The following is an 18,394-nucleotide window of genomic DNA, read 5'->3' as shown; positions in this document are numbered from 1 at the left end:
GATGATTATTTGTTAGGAGGATAAAATATTGATTAAGGGTATTATAACACCAACCATTACAGTTTTTGATGAAAACAAAAACAATGATTATAAAGCAACAAAAGAACATATTGAAAATCTTATTCAGGGTGGAGTAAACGGTATTTTGTTTTTAGGAAGTATCGGAGAGTTTTTTGCAATGACCTTAAAAGAAAAAAAGGAGCTGATTTCTTTTGCTGTTCAAATAGTTGCTAATAGAGTTCCAGTACTGGTAGGAACCGGTGGCACAGCAGCAGAAGATGTAATAGAATTAAGTAATTTTGCCAGAAAAGAAGGGGTAGATGGAGCAGCTGTAATAACTCCTTATTTTTTCCAGTTTAATCAACAAATTCTTTACAATTATTATAGTTATATAGCTAAAAATGTTGATCTGGATTTATATCTCTATAATTTTCCTGCTCGCAGTGGGGTAAATATTTCTGCGGAAACAGTTTTTAAACTGGCAAAAAACTATAACAATATTGTGGGAATTAAAGATACACTGGATACCATCAGCCACACTAGAGAGTTGATCCAGAAAGTCAAATTAACACTGGATAGAGAGTTTGCAGTTTACTCTGGTTTTGACGAATATTTTCTCCCCAATCTTCTCAATGGAGGAAATGGCTTGATTGGTGGATTGTCGAATGTTGCTCCTCAATTATTTACTGAATTCTATAATTCATATCAAAAAAATGATTTTAGTAAACTAAAACTAATATCCCGAAAAATTAATATTATGATGGGAATATACAGTGTTTCTGATCCTTTTTTCCCGGCAATAAAAAAGGCTGTTTCTTTAAGCGGGAGTAATTTAAATGCAGTTTGTAAGGAACCGGTTGGGTTATTAAATAATGAACAGACTTTGAAAATTAAAAGGATTCTAAGGGAAGCTGAATTAATATAAAAAATTTAATAATGGATAAAAATTCAAGAGAATAATAATTCTGTGCGAGCTGCTATTAATTTAGCAGCTTTTTTGATTTTTTAAGAGAATCACAAAAAAATCTGAAATTTCTTGCAGGATTTTTTGGCTGAGTGTTGAATAATAATATTAGAGAGTTAATTTATCGGTTAAATTAATGGTTAAATTAATAAATTTTCTAATTTTATGTTTCAAAATGTAACATTTTAAAGGAGGGATAAATGTTCTCTTGTTTTAATTACTAACTTTGAGAGTTGAAAAATCTATGAATTTCAAATTAAAAGGGAGGAATAATTTTATGAAAAAAGTTTTAATTTTATCGCTTACTTTATTAATGGTATTTTCTTTTGTTTTTGCTGGTAGTGTTATGGCTCAGGACGAGGTTACTTTAACATTATGGGATATCAGAACCGCTGCTGACCAGGCAACTCCAGCAGTTAAAGATGCAATTGAACGGTTTGAGGCAGATAATCCAAATGTAACAATTGAGCATGTTCCAACTCAAAATGACAATTATAAAACAAAATTAAGAACAGCAATGTCAGCAGATAATGCACCAGATTTATTTATGACCTGGGGTAGTGCAAGTCTGGAAAGATATGTTGATGCAGATAAAGTTTATTCTCTAGAATCCAACATGACGGAAGATTGGGAAAATAACTTTATGCTAGCTGCTCTTGATTTAGGTAGAGTTGATAATGAGATGTATGGTGTGCCAGTGACAAACGTATCACCTGCGCTTGTCTGGTATAGAACAGATTTGTTTGAGGAATATGACCTGGAAGTACCTGAAACCTACGATGAATTATTAAATGTAGTAGAAACATTTACTGAAAATGGAATTACTCCATTTGCTCTGGCCAATAGTAATAAATGGCCTGGTTCAATGTATTTTATGTATCTTGTAGATAGAATTGGTGGACCAGAAGCATTACAGAATGCAATTAGTAGAGAAGGTGCTTTTAATGATGAGGCATTTATAGAGGCAGGTAGAAGAATTCAGGAACTGGTAGAAATGGGCGCTTTCCCGGATGGGGTTAATGGTCTTGATGAAAATGCAGCTCAGTCCAGAACCCTGCTTTATACCGATCGGGCAGCTATGTATTTGATGGGCAGTTGGGCCTATTCTTCCTTTAAAAACGAAGCTTCTGATATGGTAGATCAGTTTAGTTTCTTTAACTTCCCGGAAATTGAATCTGGTGCAGGAGATCCATCTAACCTGGTTGGTACTCCAGGGGATAATTATTACTCTGTTTCTACTCAGGCTCCAAATAAAGAAGCTGCTGTAGAATTTCTAAAATACCTGACAGATTCTCAGATGGGTGAACAATTAATTGAAATCGGTAATATACCTCCCTTTACTGGTGTTGGTGAAAAAATAGAAGATCCAATTATGAAGAAAATATATGATGCAAGTCAAAATGCAAATCATATTCAGCTGTGGTATGATCAGACATTACCATTAGAGCTGGCACAGGTTCATTTAAATACGACTCAAGCTTTATTTGGTATGGAAATGACTCCTGAGGAAGCAGCTGATCAGATGGAAGAGGCCGCTCAAGAATATTATAGTGAATAAATTTAACTAAATTAATTAATGCAGAGAGGTATTTGCCTCTCTGCTCTAATTTAAGAGGTGTTATAATAATGAATAAAAAAGAATTAATGAATAATAAATATTTTATTGCAGCCTTATTTTTGCTGCCAGCCCTTATTTTTTCATTAGTGTATTTAATTATTCCTATTCCACTTTCAGCTTATTATTCCTTTTTTGAGTGGGATGGTATAGGAGCAATGGAATTTTTAGGGCTTGATAACTGGGCAGAATTATTAAGTGATCCTATATTCTGGTCTTCAATGGCAAACAACTTTAAATTGGTAGCAATATCCCTGGTAATCCAGATACCAATTGCTTTATTTTTGGCAGTACTGTTAACCCGTAAAATTAAGGGAGCAAGTTTTTTTAAAACTATATTTTTTGTGCCAATGCTATTATCTTCAATTGCTGTAGCATTTCTCTGGCGTTATATGTATGATCCGACTTTTGGCCTGATTAATGGAGTTTTAAATTTAGTAGGGTTGGAACACTTAACACAGAGCTGGCTTGGAAATCCCGATATTGTTTTCTATTCTGTAGCAGCTCCAATTCAGTGGCGTTTTATACCACTATATATGATTATTTTTATGGCAGCTATCTCAAATATCCCAGAACAATTATACGAAGCAGCAGAGATTGATGGTGCCAATAACTGGCAGATGTTTTTCTTTGTTACTTTACCAATGCTCAGAGCTACAGTAGTTAATGCATCTGTATTGATTATTGTTGGTTCACTTAAATATTTTGCCATGATTTTTGCTCTAACAGGTGGGGGACCAAATCATGCTTCCGAATTAATGGCTACTTATCTTTATTCAAAATCCTTTACAGAAATGAATATGGGTTATGGTAGTACAATTTCTGTAGCCTTGTTCTTAGTTGCGCTTATAGTATCTGTTGTATTTTTAAGATTCAGCAAAAAAGATGTCAGGAATTAGGTGAGAGAAGATGGTTAATAGAATAAAAAAGTTAGTTATTTATTTGTTTTTGTCAATCTGGTTAGTTATAACAGGTTATCCACTTGTATTTTTAGTTCAGAATAGTTTTAAAGTCAGACTTGAGTTTTTTCGGAACCCTGTCTGGTCATTACCGGCTAATTTCACCTTACAAAACTATATCGAAGTTATGGAATCTGGATTTTATATTTATTTTATCAATAGTATAATAGTTTGTTTTATATCTGTTGCAATTATTATAATTGTTTCCGCCTTAGCCAGTTATGCTATCTCACGCATAGATTTTAAATTTAATAAACTTGTCTATATTTTATTTCTAGCAGGGATGATGATTCCGATTCATTCCACATTGATTCCCATTTATAAGATAACACTTTCTATGGGTTTATATGATAGACTTTCAGCTTTGATTGGTCCCTATGTTGCTTTTAGTCTTCCAATTTCTGTTTTCATTTTAACTGGATTTATAAATGATATACCTTATGAGCTGGAAGAGGCAGCAATTATAGATGGGGCAAGCAGGTTTAGAATTTTTAAAGATATAATTTTACCCTTAGTTAAACCGGCAATTTCTACAGTTGCTATTTATAATCTAACTTTACTCTGGAATCAGTTTGCCTATGCTCTTGTTTTAACCTCAAGCCCAGGTAAACGTATTCTGACACTTGGTTTATTTGAATTTCAGGGGCAGCATGGAATAAACATTCCTTTAACCCTAACGGCGCTATTTTTATCAGTTTTACCATTGATTGTACTGTATGTATTTTTACAGGAACATATTATTAAAGGAATGACTGCTGGAGCGTTAAAAGGCTAAGCAGACAAAGCTAATATTATTTGAAAAAAGGAGAGGTTTTAATGGCAGAATTTAATTTAGAGGATTATTCTTTAGAGGAAAAGGTAGAAAAACTATTAGAAGAAATGACTCTAGAGGAAAAAGTTGCTCAGCTTGGTTCTATTGGACCGGATAAGATTTTAGAGAAGGGGAAATTTTCTGAGGCAAAAGCAGCTAAATATTTAAAAAATGGAATTGGACAGATTACCAGGATTGCAGGAGCAAGTGCCTTGGAACCAGAGGCTGCAGCTGATGCGGCAAATAAAATGCAGAAATATATTGCTGAAAATACCCGGCTTGGAATTCCAGCAATTGTTCATGAAGAATGTTTGAGCGGTTATATGGGTAAAGGTGGAACAACCTTTCCTCAATCAATTGGAGTTGCCAGCAGCTGGGAGCCGGAATTATTGGAAAGGCAGACTGATGTTATAAGAAAACAGCTGCGTTCAATTGGAGCTCATTTAGCACTATCACCTGTGGCAGATGTAGCCAGAGATTTACGCTGGGGTAGAGTTGAAGAAACTTTTGGTGAAGATCCCTATCTGGCAGCAGAAATGGTTAGTTCTTATGTTAGAGGACTGCAGGGAGATAAACTTTCAGAAGGAATTGTGGCAACACTTAAACACTTTGCCGGCCACAGCTATTCCGAAGGTGGGCGCAATCATGCACCGGTGAATATTTCGGAAAGAGAACTGAGAGAAAGCTTTCTATTTCCATTTGAAGCGGCAATTAAAACTGCAAATGCTGGTTCAGTGATGAATGCCTATCATGATATTGACGGTATACCCTGTGCTTCTTCCCGCAAGTTATTAACTGATATTTTAAGAGGAGAATGGGGATTTGATGGGGTTGTTGTATCTGATTACTGGAGTATTAAGATGCTGCATAATGAACATAAGGTGGCCCGTTCTATGCAGGAAGCAGGTATTAAAGCTTTAGAAGCTGGACTTGATATAGAATTACCGGAAACAGAATGTTATGGGCAAAAACTTGTTGAGGCAGTAAATGAAGGTTTAATTTCAGAAGCTGTGATTGATCAGTCAGTGAGAAGACACCTGCGCTATAAATTTAAAGTTAATGCTTTTGATCAGCGCTATGTTGATTTAGATAAAATTGCAGGTCTTTTTGAAACAAAAGAGCAGAGAGAGCTGGCCCGGGAATCAGCCCGAAAATCTATGGTTTTACTTAAAAACAATGATGATTTATTACCCTTATCTAAAGAAATATCTTCACTGGCAGTAATCGGACCTTCGGCAGACAGCACCCGTAATTTACTGGGAGATTATGCCTATAGTGCTCATGTTGACAGCAAAGAGGATGCGGTTGAGGTTATCAGTATACTGGATGGAATTAAAAATAAAATATCTTCAGATACAAAAATTAATTACGCCAATGGCTGTGGCATAATGGATAATAACCAGGATGGTTTTGCAGAAGCTGTTATGGCTGCTAAAGAATCTGAGGTAGCAGTAGTAGTTGTGGGTGGTAAATCAGGTCTTTCCGGGATGGGAGAAAATGAAAACAGTGACGATGATGTAGTTGATTTTGAAGGAGGGGCTTTCTTAAGTGAATTGCAAAATACTACTGATACCACCGGAGAACACCATGATCGAACTTCTCTAGATCTGCCTGGAGTACAGGAAAAGTTAATCAAAGAAATTATTAAAACTGGAACTCCTGTAGTAGTTGTTTTAGTCAATGGACGTCCGCTATCAATTGAATGGACAGCAGAAAATGCTGATGCAATTTTAGAGGCCTGGCTGCCGGGAGAAGAAGGTGGAAATGGTGTAGCCGATGTATTATTTGGAGATTATAATCCGGCAGGAAAACTCCCTGTTTCAATTCCCAAAAATGTTGGCCAAACTCCAATTCATTATAACCGCCGCCATATGTCTCATTACCGGGATTATGTATTTACAGGTAACAGACCATTATATCCATTTGGTTTTGGGTTGAGTTATACAGATTATGAATATTCTAATCTGAAGATAAGTCCAAAAGAATTTGAAGGTAATAAAACAATAACAATTAAGGTTGATATCAAAAATACTGGTAAGCTGGACGGAGCAGAAGTAGTGCAGCTTTACATTCATGACAGAATTGCTTCTCTAACCAGACCAATTAAGTCACTCAAAGGTTTTAAAAGAGTTGAATTAAAGGCAGGAGAAAGTAAAACTGTTGAATTTGAATTAAAAGCTGAACAGCTGGCATTTTATGATAAAGATATGAACCTGGTTGTTGAACCTGGTGAGTTTGAAATTATGATTGGCAGTTCTTCAACTGATATCAGATTGGAAGATGTTATAGAGCTTAAAGGTGATAAAGTTGAATTAACAGCTGCAAGAGGCTATTTTACAAAAGTTAAGGTTAAATAGCATAAAACCGGGCTCTGTCTGACAGAGCCCGGAATATTATGTCTAAATATTAAAAAAAATAACATTTCATTGCAGGACTTTAACTAATTATGGAGAAAGTTATTAAATAGAGAGTTAATTTAATACTTAAATTAAATCTTAAATTAAATCAATATAAGAATTACAGAGGGAGGGATAAGAATAAAAAAATAAAATGAATTAGATTTTAGTTTTAACTTCATAAAAATTTAAGGGGGATTAATTTAATGAGAAAAAGTATTGTTATTTCAACATTGTTAGCAGTTGTACTATTTTTAGGATCTTTTGGTGTAATGGCTCAGGATGGTATTACAATTGGACTATCAATGGATAACTTAAGACTTGAGAGATGGCAGCATGACAGAGATATTTTCGTAGAACGGGCTGAAGAATTAGGAGCAGAAGTGCTGGTTCAGTCTGCTAATGGTGATGACATGGTTCAGCTGTCACAGGCAGAAAACTTAATTACTCAGGGTATCGATGTATTGGTAGTTGTACCCCATAATGGTCAGGTAATGGGAAGTATTGTTAGAGAAGCTCATGCCAATGATGTACCTGTACTTGCTTATGATAGAATGTTAATGGATAGTGAAGTGGATTATTATCTTTCCTTTGATAATGTTCGCGTAGGTGAACTGCAGGCAGAGTTTTTAGTTGAAAGACAGCCTGAAGGTAAGTATTTCTTATTAGGTGGTTCTCCAACTGATAATAATGCAAAGTTATTTAGAGAAGGACAGATGAATGTACTGCAGCCTTATATTGACGAAGGTAAAATTGAAGTTGTTGGAGATCAGTGGGCTAAAGACTGGTTACCACAGGAAGCATTAAGCATCATTGAAAATGCTTTAACAGCAAATAATAATGATATCGATGTTATTGTTGCTTCAAATGATAGTACAGCTGGTGGAGCAATTGAGGCCCTGGCCGAACAGGGTTTAGCTGGAGAAGTATTGGTTTCCGGACAGGATGCTGACCTTGCTGCTGTTCAGAGAGTTGTTGAAGGAACTCAAACTATGACTATTTATAAACCTATTCAGAATTTAGCAACTAGTGGTGCTGAAATTGCAGTTAAGATGGCCAGAGGAGAAGAAGTAGAAACTAATGGTGCCATTAATAATGGTGAATATGATGTACCTTCTATTCTTCTGACTCCAGTTCAGGTTCATAAAGGTAATATGGTAGATACAGTTATCGAAGATGGATTCCACGAAATGGAAGAAGTATATAAAAATGTACCTGAATCAGAATGGCCAGAACAGTAAAAACAACAATAAAAGAGGCATTAATTTGCCTCTTTTATCTCTTTTAGAGGGGAGTGAATAATTTGGCAGAAATATTACTTGAAACTAATAAAATAATCAAGGATTTTCCAGGAGTTAGAGCTCTTGATGAAATTTCATTTAAAGTGAGAGAAAATGAAATACATGCTCTCTGTGGAGAAAATGGAGCCGGCAAATCTACGCTTATTAAAGTATTGAGTGGAGTTTATCCTACCGGTAGTTATGAGGGTGAAATAATATTAAATGGAGAAAAAAAAGAATTTGCAAATATTCATGAAGCCGAAAAAAATGGGATAGCAGTTATTCATCAGGAATTAACTCTTTTTGAAGAGTTAAATGTAGCGGAAAATATCTTTATGGGGAATGAAATATCTCATAAAGGCTATATGGACTGGAATGAAATGTTTTCTCAAACTAGAAATTGGTTAAAAAAGCTAAAATTGGAAGGGGTAAAACCTTCTACAAAAGTTGGCGAGCTGGGAGTTGGTAAACAGCAGCTAATTGAGATTGCAAAAGCACTTAACAAAAATTCGAATCTCTTAATTTTAGATGAGCCAACAGCTTCTTTAACAGATAGTGAAGTTGAACTACTGATAGATATTTTGCGTGATTTAAGGGATGAAGGAGTTACCTGTATTTATATTTCTCATAAGTTAAAAGAAGTTTTTGAGATTGCGGATTATATCTCAGTTTTAAGAGATGGTCAATATATTGGTGGAGATGAAAAATCTAATTTAAGTGAACGTGAAGTTGTCAATATGATGGTGGGGCGTTCGATTGAGCAAATGTTTCCAAATAAAAGCAAAAAAGCAGGTAAGGAAATTTTAAGAGTTGAAAATTTAAATTTAGATAATAATGAAGGTCAGCAAATACTGGAGAATATAAATTTTGAGTTACACGAGGGTGAAATATTAGGTATTTTTGGTTTAATTGGAGCTGGACGCACAGAAGTTGCAAACACTTTATTTGGTTATCTTCCTGGTAGTAAACAGGGTAAGATTTATCTAGAGGGAAATGAAGTTGATATTAGATCTCCCAAAGAGGCCCTTGAAAAGGGGATAGCCTTGATTTCTGAAGATAGAAAAAGGTTTGGTATAATTCCTCCGATGAGTGTGAAGGAAAATATATCTATTTCATTTCTTGAGAAATTCAAAAATCTTTTTGTGATTGATGAAAATGAAGAGATAGTTAGAACCTCTGAGATGGTTGATAAATTAAGAGTAAAAACAGCTTCTTTAAATACAAAAATTGTTAATTTGAGTGGAGGAAATCAGCAAAAAGTAATTCTTGCTAAAAACTTGCTGGAAACACCGGAAGTTTTAATTATGGATGAACCCACAAGAGGGATAGATGTTGGTGCCAAACAGGAGATTTATGAATTAATGAATAGTTTTGCTGAAAATGACATGGGAATAATTATGATTTCTTCAGAATTACCAGAAGTTTTAGGAATGAGTGACCGCATCTTAGTAATGCATGAAGGAGAAATAACAAAAGAATTTGATAATAGGAAAAAAGATATTTCACAGGAAGAAATTATGGTTTATGCTACAGGAGGGGAAATGAATGGCTGAAAAAAGCAAATTAAAAATTGATTTTAGAACATATATGATGATAGTAGCTCTAGTATCTATCTGGATTATTTTTTCTTTTACAACCGGTGGTTCCTTTTTAAGTGCCAGAAATATATCTAATTTATTCCGACAGTCAGTTTTTACATCTGTACTGGCGATCGGAATGGTTTTAGTAATAATAATGGGTCATATTGATTTATCTGTTGGTTCTCTGGTTGGACTTGCTGGAGGAGTAATTGCGATTTTGGATGTCTGGCAGGGTATGAATCCTGTCTTTTCAATTGGTCTTACTTTATTATTAGGATTAATTTTAGGTCTCTGGAATGGATGGTGGGTTGCCTATCAAAAAGTTCCTTCCTTTATTGTAACTCTTGGTGGACTTCTTATTTTTAGAGGAGTATTAGTCGGAATTACTCGCGGTACTACTATTGGTCCGATGAGTGATATATTTTATTATTTAGGAAAAGGATATTTAGCGGATACTACTGGAGTTATTTTTGCTGTGCTGGCTGGCCTGGCAGTAATTTTTGTACAGTGGAAATCCAGACAGGACAAATTAAAATATGATTTTGATGTTTTACCTTTAAAATTGGAAATTGCAAAAATATCTCTATCTGTTATCTTATTAGTTGTCTTTATTTTGGTTTTAAATTCTTATCGTGGTATACCGGTACCTTTAATGATTTTAACTATTTTTCTGGCGATCTTTTCCTTTATAACCAGTAAAACAGTTTTTGGCCGCCATATTTACGCCATTGGTGGAAATGCAGATGCTGCAAAACTATCAGGTATTGATCTTAAAAAGATTACTTTAGTCGTTTTTATGATCAATGGTTTAATGGCTTCTATAGGTGGGATTCTGCTTACTTCTCGTTTAAATGCTGCCTCTGTTGCTGCAGGTGATGGAGCAGAGCTTGATGCTATCGCAGCCTGTGTTATCGGTGGAGCCAGCCTTGCTGGTGGTATTGGTAAAGTTGGAGGGGCAGTTGTTGGTGCTATTGTAATGGCAAGTCTTGATAATGGTATGAGTTTAATGAATGTCCAAAATTTCTGGCAGTCAATAATTAAAGGCTTAATTTTGATCTTAGCTGTCTGGGTAGATATGTATACTAAGAATAAAAATGCTGCCGCTTAAAAAATAATTAAAAAAGTTAAAATAAATGCAGGAAATTTTAATTCAGTCTTGAATAATATAAACAGAGAGTTAATTTAACACTTAAATTAATACTTGAATTAATAATGTTGTTAATGTCTCAAACTTATATTTATTACAAAATGGAGGTAATCAAATTATGAAAAATGTTTTTAAAGATTTTAAGAAAGTGAAATATGAAGGACCGGAATCAGATAATCCAATGGCTTTTAAATATTATAATCCAGAAGAAGAGCTTGCTGGTAAAACAATGGAAGAGCATTTAAGATTTTCAATTGCTTACTGGCATACTTTTGCTGATACTGGTGAGGATCCTTTTGGTGCTGGGACCAGAAATTATCCCTGGGCTGATATTAAAGACCCTCTAGATAGAGCAAAGGCTAAAGTTGAAGGTGCCTTTACTTTTATGGAGAAATTAGGTGCTCCTTATTTCTGTTTCCACGATCGGGATGTGGCCCCAGAAGGAAAAACAGTAGCAGAAAGTTATAAAAATTTAGATACTATTGTTGATCTGATTGAAGGTAAAATGGATGAGACTGGAATTAAGCTGCTCTGGGGAACAGCAAATATGTTTAGCCACCCTCGTTTTATGAACGGAGCTTCTACCTCACCTAATGCAGATATATTTGCTATGGCAGCTGCTCAGGTTAAAAAAGCTATGGAAGTTACCAAAAGACTTGGCGGTCAGAACTATGTATTCTGGGGCGGCCGTGAAGGTTATGAGACTCTTTTAAATACAAACATGGCTTTAGAACAGGATAACCTGGCCCGCTTCCTGGAAATGGCTGTAGATTATAAAGAAAAAATTGGTTTTGACGGTCAATTATTAATTGAGCCTAAACCAAAAGAGCCTACAAAACATCAGTATGACTTTGATGCAGCAAATGTTATTGCCTTCTTAAGAAAGTATGATCTTGCTGATCACTTTAAGATAAATCTGGAAGCAAACCATGCTACTTTAGCCGGTCATACATTTGAGCATGAGCTTCATTTTGCCAGAATTAATGATATGTTAGGTAGTGTAGATGCTAATCAGGGAGATCTATTACTGGGCTGGGATACAGATCAGTTCCCAACAAATATTTACACAACTACTTTAGCAATGTATGAGATTCTTAAAAATAATGGTCTGGGTACAGGTGGACTAAACTTTGATGCTAAGGTACGCCGACCTTCCTTTAAAATGAAAGATTTATTTTACGGACATATTGCTGGAATGGATGCTTTTGCTAAGGGATTAAAGATAGCTAATAAATTATTAGAAGATAGAGTTCTAGAAGAATTTGTAGCAGAAAGATATGCAAGCTATGAAAGCGGAATTGGTAAGAAGATTGTCAATCAAGAAGTAGGTCTGGAAGAACTTGCTGAATATGCATTAGAACTTGGTGAAGTCGAAAATCATTCAGGACGCCAGGAAATGCTAGAAGCAAGATTAAATCAGTATATCTTAAATAATTAAATATAAAATTTTACCTGCTAATAGGTGAGCTGGCGGTGAAACTTGCCGCCAGTTTCATTATCTAAAAATCCTCATAAAAGTTAAAATTATTAAAATTTAAATAATATTGAAATATTTTATTATTCCCTCTTGAAATTTTGGAGTTTTTTTAGTATAATTAAGTAAACCGGTTTCAAAGGAAGTGATAAAATGGTTACAATTAATGACATTGCAAAAAAAGCGAAAGTATCTAAATCAACCGTTTCTAAAGTAATTAATAATTACAAAGGAGTTGGTGATGATACAAAAGAAAAAGTTCTAAAAATAATGAAGGAAAATAATTACTGGCCTAATTCCGTTGCCAGAAGTCTATCAACAAAAAAATCTCACACTATTGGTATTTTTGGTCCTCAAATATTAAATAACTTCTTTTTTAGAGAAGTTTTTGAAGGAATAGAAAATATTATGGGAGATAAGGGTTATGATCTCTTATATTTTACCAATAAACAGTGGGATGAATCATGGGTTGATTACAGTTATAAAGAAAAATGTGAGAACAGAAATGTTGATGGAGTAATTATGATGGGTTATGGAAAAGTTAATATTGCTCAATTTGATCGACTGTTAAATTCGGAGATCCCATCTGTATTTGTTGATTTAGACTTAGTTGGTTCAAATACTTCTTATATTACTTCTGATAATACCGGTGGTGCCCGCAAAGCCGTTGAATACTTATATAACTTAGGGCACAAGAAAATAGCAATGATTAGAGGGCTCAATGGTTTTAAAGTAGCAACTGATAGATTTGTTGGTTTTCAGCAGGCTGTTAAGGCTTTAAATCTTCCCTATAACTCAAAATGGATGTTTGATGGAGATTACAGCATGGAAACAGGTTATCAATCTATGAAAGAGATACTCAGGCTTGAGGAAAAACCGACTGCGATTTTCGCTGAGGATTTAATTGCTATTGGTGCTATAAAAGCAATTCGAGAGGCTGATTTAAGTGTTCCAGAAGATTTTTCAGTTATTGGTTTTGACAGCATAGAGATTGGAAGACATTATCACTTAACTACTATTGCTCAGGATCAAATTGGATTGGGACAGGCCGCATCTAAATTGCTTTTAAATATAATAAACCAAAAATCATTTTCACCTATTATTCTGCCAACCAGATTAATAGAAGGGGAAACCTGTAAAGAAATTTAATTTCAATTTTTATTTATTTAAACCGGTTTATAGTAAAAATTGTGTTAAATTTTTTAATTTTCAATTTTTAAACCGGTTTCAAAGGAGGAAGTTATTTGAGTAATAAGGGAGCTTTTTATACTAAAAAATATAATAACTTGTTAAAAGAATTTGGATACAGCGATCAAGAGATTGAAGAAAAAATTAATCAATGCTGGAGTGCAATATTTTCTAATGCTGATCTAAAATTTTATCAGGAAACTGAAAACAATATGGCTTATATTACTGATACAGGGAATGATGATGTTCGAACAGAAGGAATGTCCTATGGGATGATGGCCGCTGTTCAGATGGACAGGAAAGATATCTTTGATAGGCTCTGGCGCTGGACAAAAGAATATATGTACCAGCCTGAGGGGAAATATAAAGGTTATTTTGCCTGGTCCTGTGATTTGAATGGTAATAAAAATTTTGAAGGACCGGCTCCAGATGGAGAAGAGTATTTTGCAATGGCCTTATTATTGGCTTCCAACCGCTGGGGTGATGAGAAAGCTCCTCTTAATTATTCAGAGCAGGCTAAGGAAATTCTGAATGAGGTTGTTCATAAGGGAGAAAATACTCCTGGTAATCCAATGTGGAATCCAGATAATTATTTAATTAAATTCATTCCAGAAGTTGAGTTTTCGGATCCTTCCTATCATTTACCTCATTTTTATGAACTTTTTGCCAGATGGGGTAAGCAGGAGGATAAAGAATTCTGGCTGCAGGCAGCTGAAGCAAGCAGAGAATATTTGCAAAAATCCTGTCATATAGAAACCGGTTTAGCAGCTGAATATGCAGAATATGACGGCAGTCCTCGTTTTAAAGAAGGTCATGGAAACTTTTTTAGTGATGCCTATCGAGTTGCTTTTAATATTGGGCTGGATGCCGAATGGTTTAATAAAGACCCCTGGCAGCAGCAAGAAGCATCTAAACTGCAAAACTTTTTTTATGATAAAAATGAATTTACCAAATATTCTATAGATGGAACAGCTTTAGAAAAGCCGGAATATCTCCATTATCTGGGTTTGAAAGCAGCTAATGCAGCAGTTTCCTTAGCAGGAAAAAATAAATATACAGAAAAATTTATTCATGATTTTTGGGAGTCTGAGCTGAGAAAAGATGAACGCCGCTATTATGATAATTTCTTATATCTATTTGCCTTACTGGCTTTAAGCGGCAGGTTTAGAATTTATTAGTTTAAATGATTCTTGATTTTCGGATAAAATTGTTTAATTTTATCAAATCTACATCAAAATTATAAGGAGGGTTTATTTTGAAAAAAGGTTTTAGTATTTTAATTTTAATGTTGGTTCTGTCTTTAGCTTTTACAGCTGTAACAGCAGCCCAGGATGAAGATTTACAGGAATTAGATGTTTTTATTTCTGTTGCTTTACCTGATTATTCTGGCTCATCAATTGTTGGTGATATTATTCGGGAAGATACAGGTATCAAGCTTAACAGAGAGTATCTTGTTGGTGATTTAGAGCAAAAAGTTGGTTTAATGATTGCCAGTCAGGATTATCCTGATATGTTAGTGGCAGCTCATTTCACTGATAAATTTGTGGAAGCAGGAGCTTTAATTCCTCTGGAAGATTTAATTGAAGAACATGCACCAAACATCAAAAAATATTATGCAAACCATTTGGATGCGCTTACCAAGGAAGATGGTCACATTTATTATCTACCTCAGTTAGCTATTCCTTTTGAACCTGCTGAAAGAAGATATCCTGCAGTAGGATTCTTTATCAGTAAAAGAGTTCTTGAGGCCAATGATTATCCAATAATTAAATCAATGGATCAGTATTTCCAATTAATTGAGGATTATCAAAATGAAAATCCTGAATATAATGAGCAAAATACAATTGGTTATACAACATTATTTGATAGCTGGAGAAGATTTGCTACCACTAATGGTCCGATGCACTTAATGGGTTATCCAAATGAAGGTGGATTTGTACCTGTTAAAGAAGGTGGAGAATATGTTGTAAGACCATATTATGGCAGCAATGTTGAAAAATATTACTATGGTAAATTAAATGAAATGTACAACAAAGGTGTAATGGATCAGGAAGCTTTTGTATCTAACTTTGATCAGTACTTAGAAAAGTTGAGTTCTGGCCGGGTATTAGGTACTCATAATCAGTACTGGCAGATCCAGCAGGCTCAGGAAGTTTTAATTGATGAACATCCTGACAATATTATGATTCCTTTCCCTGTAACATATGATCCAATTGTAGAAGAACACGTAAGAGAAAAACCATATGTTCAGACTACACAGGGTATGGGAATTACAGTTGATGCAGAAGATCCAGTAGCTGCTATTAAATATTTAGATTATCTTGTTAAAGAAGAAACACAGCACCTGCTGCAGTGGGGTATTGAAGGAGAACACTATCAAGTTGATGAAGATGGTATGTTCTACAGAACTGAAGAACAGCTGGCAATGTTCCAGGACCCTGCCTGGGTTAGAGATGAGTTTGGGCGTCATTATTACTATAATGCATTCCCAAGCTTAACAGGACTTGACTCCAATGGTAACAGTTATATGCCAATTAGACAGCCAAGTGCAATTTATGCTAATAGTTCAGATGCAGAAAAAGAAGTAATGGATGCTTATGGTGTTAAATCCTTTACAGGATTATATAATAAGCCATTTGAAGACAGAAAATACTTCCCACTCTGGACAATTACCTTACCAACTAACTCTGAAGCTCAGATCGAATCTACAAGAATGACTGACGCTTTAGTACAGCATATTCCAACTCTGGTAATGGATTCAACAGATAAGTTTGAAACTAACTGGGATGCTTATACTGAACAGATCAATGGTTTAATGGATGCTCAGATTGAAGAATACCAGAAACAGATTGACTGGAGAATGGAAAACTGGTAAAAAATATTCATTAATTATAATAATAGGGGTAGAGGATTTTTCCTCTGCTCCTCAAATAAAAATTTGATTATTTTTGATTTAAGTAATTTTTATAATTATATGATTAAAAAAGTATATGATTAAAAAAGAGAAATAAGGAGGAAAATTTGTGAAGAGAAGTGAAAATACTTTCTGGCAGAAACTCTGGAAGCAAAAAGCTTTAGTTTTGATGTCACTTCCATTTATAATTTATGTTATTATTTTTAAATATATTCCATTATGGGGTTGGTTAATGGCCTTTCAAAATTACTGGCCGGGACAGTCATTTTTTAATCAGACCTGGGTGGGTTTAGAAAATTTTAGATTATTATTAACAGACCCAATATTTTATGATGTACTTCGTAACACACTTGCTATGAGTTTAATTAAACTTATATCAGGAATGTTTTTTTCTATTATACTTGCCTTAGCATTAAATGAAGTTAGGTGGACTAAATTTAAAAAATTAACTCAGACAATATCTTATTTACCACATTTTATTTCCTGGGTGGTTGGAGCTAACCTGGTTATGAATGCTTTATCAACAGATGGTGGTATTATTAATGAAGTCCTAATGGGTTTAAATATTATTGATTCTCCAATTATGTTTATGGGGATGCCTGAACTTTTCTGGGGGATTATTGGTGCTTCACATGTTTGGAAAACTGTTGGATTTGGAGCAATACTTTATCTAGCTTCCATAGTTTCTATTAGTCCCAGCTTATACGAAGCTGCAGTTATTGATGGAGCCAGCAGATTACAGAGAATAAGATATATTACCTTACCGGCCTTAAAACCAGTTATTATAATTTTATTAATTATCAATGTTGGCCGTTTAATGAATATGGGATTTGAACAGATATATCTTTTAAGTAATGGACGTGTAATTGAATATTCAAGGATCTTTAGAATCTTTGAGCTTGATTACGGGCTGAAAATGATGCGTTACTCCTTTGCGACAACGGCAGGTATTTTTAGAAGTCTGGTTAGTGTAGTGCTGGTTTTTAGTGCCAATAAAATAGCAAAGATGATGGGAGAAGAAAGATTAATTTAATAAGGAAGGAGAATTAGCTCATGTTAAGATCCAAAAAACGAAGTTTAGAAGATATATTATTAGATGTATTTATTTATACATTTTTGTTTTTATTGATAGCAATTACTTTATATCCATTTTTAAATACATTAGCAGTTTCTTTAAATGAGGGGATGGACAGTATAAAAGGTGGAATTTACCTCTGGCCGAGAGAATTTACAACCTTTAATTATCAATCACTGTTAACCGATTCTCAGATATTCCATGCTGCTGGTGTTTCTCTGGCCAGAACAGTTTTAACAACTGTTTTTGGAACTTTTTTAACAGCAATGCTGGCTTATGTAATCAGCCGCAGGGATTTTGTGCTAAGAAAATTTATTACCTTTATCTATGTTTTAACAATGTATGTCCAGGGAGGACTAATTCCAACTTATTTTCTTTATCAGAGATTGGGATTAACAAATAACTTCTGGGTCTATGTATTACCTGGTCTGGTAGCTGCCTTTAACTTAATTATTGTAAGGACGTATATTAATGGTTTGCCGGAAAGTTTAATCGAATCAGCTAAAATTGATGGAGCTTCAGAGTTTACTATTTTCTTAAAGATAATACTACCTTTAAGTAAACCAGTACTGGCAACTATAGCTATTTTTACAGCTGTTTATCACTGGAGTGCCTGGTGGGATGTTTTCCTTTATAATTCATCCAATCCAGCTTTATCAACACTGCAGTATGAGTTAATGAAAGTTCTGGCCAGTGCTAACTCAATGTCCGGTTCAATGCAGCAAGGGTTAGCAAATGCTGCTCAAAGTTCTCAAATAACCCCACGAGCAATTAGAGCAACAATGACAATTATAGTTACCGTTCCAATTGCTGTTATTTATCCGTTTTTACAGAAATACTTTGTTCACGGATTAACTCTTGGGGGAGTAAAAGAATAATATTTGCTTTGATTCCTGTTCCTGCTGCCTGATTCAAATTTTCAGAAACACTAACTATTTTGAATTTGGTACTAATTAAGAAAATAAATGAAAAGCTATAATTCAGTTAAGAA

At 34.4% G+C, this 18,394-nt stretch carries 14 protein-coding genes; all 14 read left to right on the top strand.

From position 1 onward, the window contains the following. Nucleotides 1-28: 28 nt before the first annotated feature. Nucleotides 29-925, top strand: a complete 897-nt coding sequence (dapA, locus tag C7958_RS10565; RefSeq protein WP_111572645.1) for a 4-hydroxy-tetrahydrodipicolinate synthase — start codon at nucleotides 29-31, stop codon at nucleotides 923-925. A gap of 316 nt (nucleotides 926-1,241) precedes the next feature. Next, entirely contained in the window at nucleotides 1,242-2,522 is a 1,281-nt protein-coding gene (locus C7958_RS10560; protein WP_166668524.1) for an extracellular solute-binding protein, read from the top strand. A gap of 68 nt (nucleotides 2,523-2,590) precedes the next feature. Beyond that, nucleotides 2,591-3,478 carry a carbohydrate ABC transporter permease gene (locus C7958_RS10555; RefSeq protein ID WP_111572643.1) on the top strand — a complete coding sequence of 296 codons (888 nt, stop codon included), beginning with the start codon at nucleotides 2,591-2,593 and terminating at the stop codon, nucleotides 3,476-3,478. A gap of 10 nt (nucleotides 3,479-3,488) precedes the next feature. Beyond that, nucleotides 3,489-4,313: a carbohydrate ABC transporter permease gene (locus tag C7958_RS10550; protein WP_111572642.1), complete on the top strand. Its 825-nt coding sequence runs from the start codon at nucleotides 3,489-3,491 to the stop codon at nucleotides 4,311-4,313. Between the two features lie 41 nt (nucleotides 4,314-4,354). Continuing rightward, nucleotides 4,355-6,706 carry a glycoside hydrolase family 3 N-terminal domain-containing protein gene (locus tag C7958_RS10545; protein ID WP_111572641.1) on the top strand — a complete coding sequence of 784 codons (2,352 nt, stop codon included), beginning with the start codon at nucleotides 4,355-4,357 and terminating at the stop codon, nucleotides 6,704-6,706. Nucleotides 6,707-6,951: 245 nt separating this feature from the next. Continuing rightward, nucleotides 6,952-7,986 carry a D-xylose ABC transporter substrate-binding protein gene (gene xylF, locus C7958_RS10540; RefSeq protein WP_111572640.1) on the top strand — a complete coding sequence of 345 codons (1,035 nt, stop codon included), beginning with the start codon at nucleotides 6,952-6,954 and terminating at the stop codon, nucleotides 7,984-7,986. 62 nt (nucleotides 7,987-8,048) lie between these two features. After that, on the top strand, nucleotides 8,049-9,578 hold the full coding sequence (locus tag C7958_RS10535; RefSeq protein ID WP_111572639.1) for a xylose ABC transporter ATP-binding protein: 1,530 nt from the start codon (nucleotides 8,049-8,051) through the stop codon (nucleotides 9,576-9,578). Continuing rightward, the gene (locus tag C7958_RS10530; RefSeq protein WP_111572638.1) at nucleotides 9,571-10,713 is read left to right on the top strand and encodes a sugar ABC transporter permease; all 1,143 of its coding nucleotides are present in this window, start codon (nucleotides 9,571-9,573) and stop codon (nucleotides 10,711-10,713) included. Before C7958_RS10535 ends, C7958_RS10530 begins: the two co-directional genes overlap by 8 nt. A gap of 157 nt (nucleotides 10,714-10,870) precedes the next feature. Next, on the top strand, nucleotides 10,871-12,190 hold the full coding sequence (gene xylA, locus C7958_RS10525; protein ID WP_111572637.1) for a xylose isomerase: 1,320 nt from the start codon (nucleotides 10,871-10,873) through the stop codon (nucleotides 12,188-12,190). A gap of 189 nt (nucleotides 12,191-12,379) precedes the next feature. Then, nucleotides 12,380-13,375, top strand: a complete 996-nt coding sequence (locus tag C7958_RS10520; protein ID WP_111572636.1) for a LacI family DNA-binding transcriptional regulator — start codon at nucleotides 12,380-12,382, stop codon at nucleotides 13,373-13,375. A gap of 95 nt (nucleotides 13,376-13,470) precedes the next feature. Continuing rightward, nucleotides 13,471-14,592 carry a glycosyl hydrolase family 8 gene (locus tag C7958_RS10515; protein ID WP_111572635.1) on the top strand — a complete coding sequence of 374 codons (1,122 nt, stop codon included), beginning with the start codon at nucleotides 13,471-13,473 and terminating at the stop codon, nucleotides 14,590-14,592. Nucleotides 14,593-14,669: 77 nt separating this feature from the next. After that, nucleotides 14,670-16,289, top strand: coding sequence for an extracellular solute-binding protein (locus tag C7958_RS10510; RefSeq protein WP_111572634.1), 1,620 nt, complete (start codon nucleotides 14,670-14,672; stop codon nucleotides 16,287-16,289). 148 nt (nucleotides 16,290-16,437) lie between these two features. Then, on the top strand, nucleotides 16,438-17,361 hold the full coding sequence (locus tag C7958_RS10505) for an ABC transporter permease (protein ID WP_208320753.1): 924 nt from the start codon (nucleotides 16,438-16,440) through the stop codon (nucleotides 17,359-17,361). Nucleotides 17,362-17,381: 20 nt separating this feature from the next. Continuing rightward, entirely contained in the window at nucleotides 17,382-18,281 is a 900-nt protein-coding gene (locus C7958_RS10500; protein WP_111572633.1) for a carbohydrate ABC transporter permease, read from the top strand. Nucleotides 18,282-18,394 lie beyond the last annotated feature (113 nt).

The organism is Halanaerobium saccharolyticum (assembly GCF_003259895.1).
GTDB classification, from domain to species: domain Bacteria; phylum Bacillota; class Halanaerobiia; order Halanaerobiales; family Halanaerobiaceae; genus Halanaerobium; species Halanaerobium saccharolyticum_A.
The sequence above is the reverse complement of the archived record's forward strand: the minus strand, read 5'-3'. Positions and strand labels throughout refer to the sequence as shown.

Bases quoted from the DNA above. Each gene is read 5' to 3' on its own strand.
- C7958_RS10560 (WP_166668524.1), top strand. From the start codon at position 1,242: ATGAAAAAAGTTTTAATTTTATCGCTTACTTTATTAATGGTATTTTCT.
- C7958_RS10555 (WP_111572643.1), top strand. From the start codon at position 2,591: ATGAATAAAAAAGAATTAATGAATAATAAATATTTTATTGCAGCCTTA.
- C7958_RS10550 (WP_111572642.1), top strand. From the start codon at position 3,489: ATGGTTAATAGAATAAAAAAGTTAGTTATTTATTTGTTTTTGTCAATC.
- C7958_RS10545 (WP_111572641.1), top strand. From the start codon at position 4,355: ATGGCAGAATTTAATTTAGAGGATTATTCTTTAGAGGAAAAGGTAGAA.
- xylF (WP_111572640.1), top strand. From the start codon at position 6,952: ATGAGAAAAAGTATTGTTATTTCAACATTGTTAGCAGTTGTACTATTT.
- C7958_RS10530 (WP_111572638.1), top strand. From the start codon at position 9,571: ATGGCTGAAAAAAGCAAATTAAAAATTGATTTTAGAACATATATGATG.
- xylA (WP_111572637.1), top strand. From the start codon at position 10,871: ATGAAAAATGTTTTTAAAGATTTTAAGAAAGTGAAATATGAAGGACCG.
- C7958_RS10520 (WP_111572636.1), top strand. From the start codon at position 12,380: ATGGTTACAATTAATGACATTGCAAAAAAAGCGAAAGTATCTAAATCA.
- C7958_RS10500 (WP_111572633.1), top strand. From the start codon at position 17,382: ATGTTAAGATCCAAAAAACGAAGTTTAGAAGATATATTATTAGATGTA.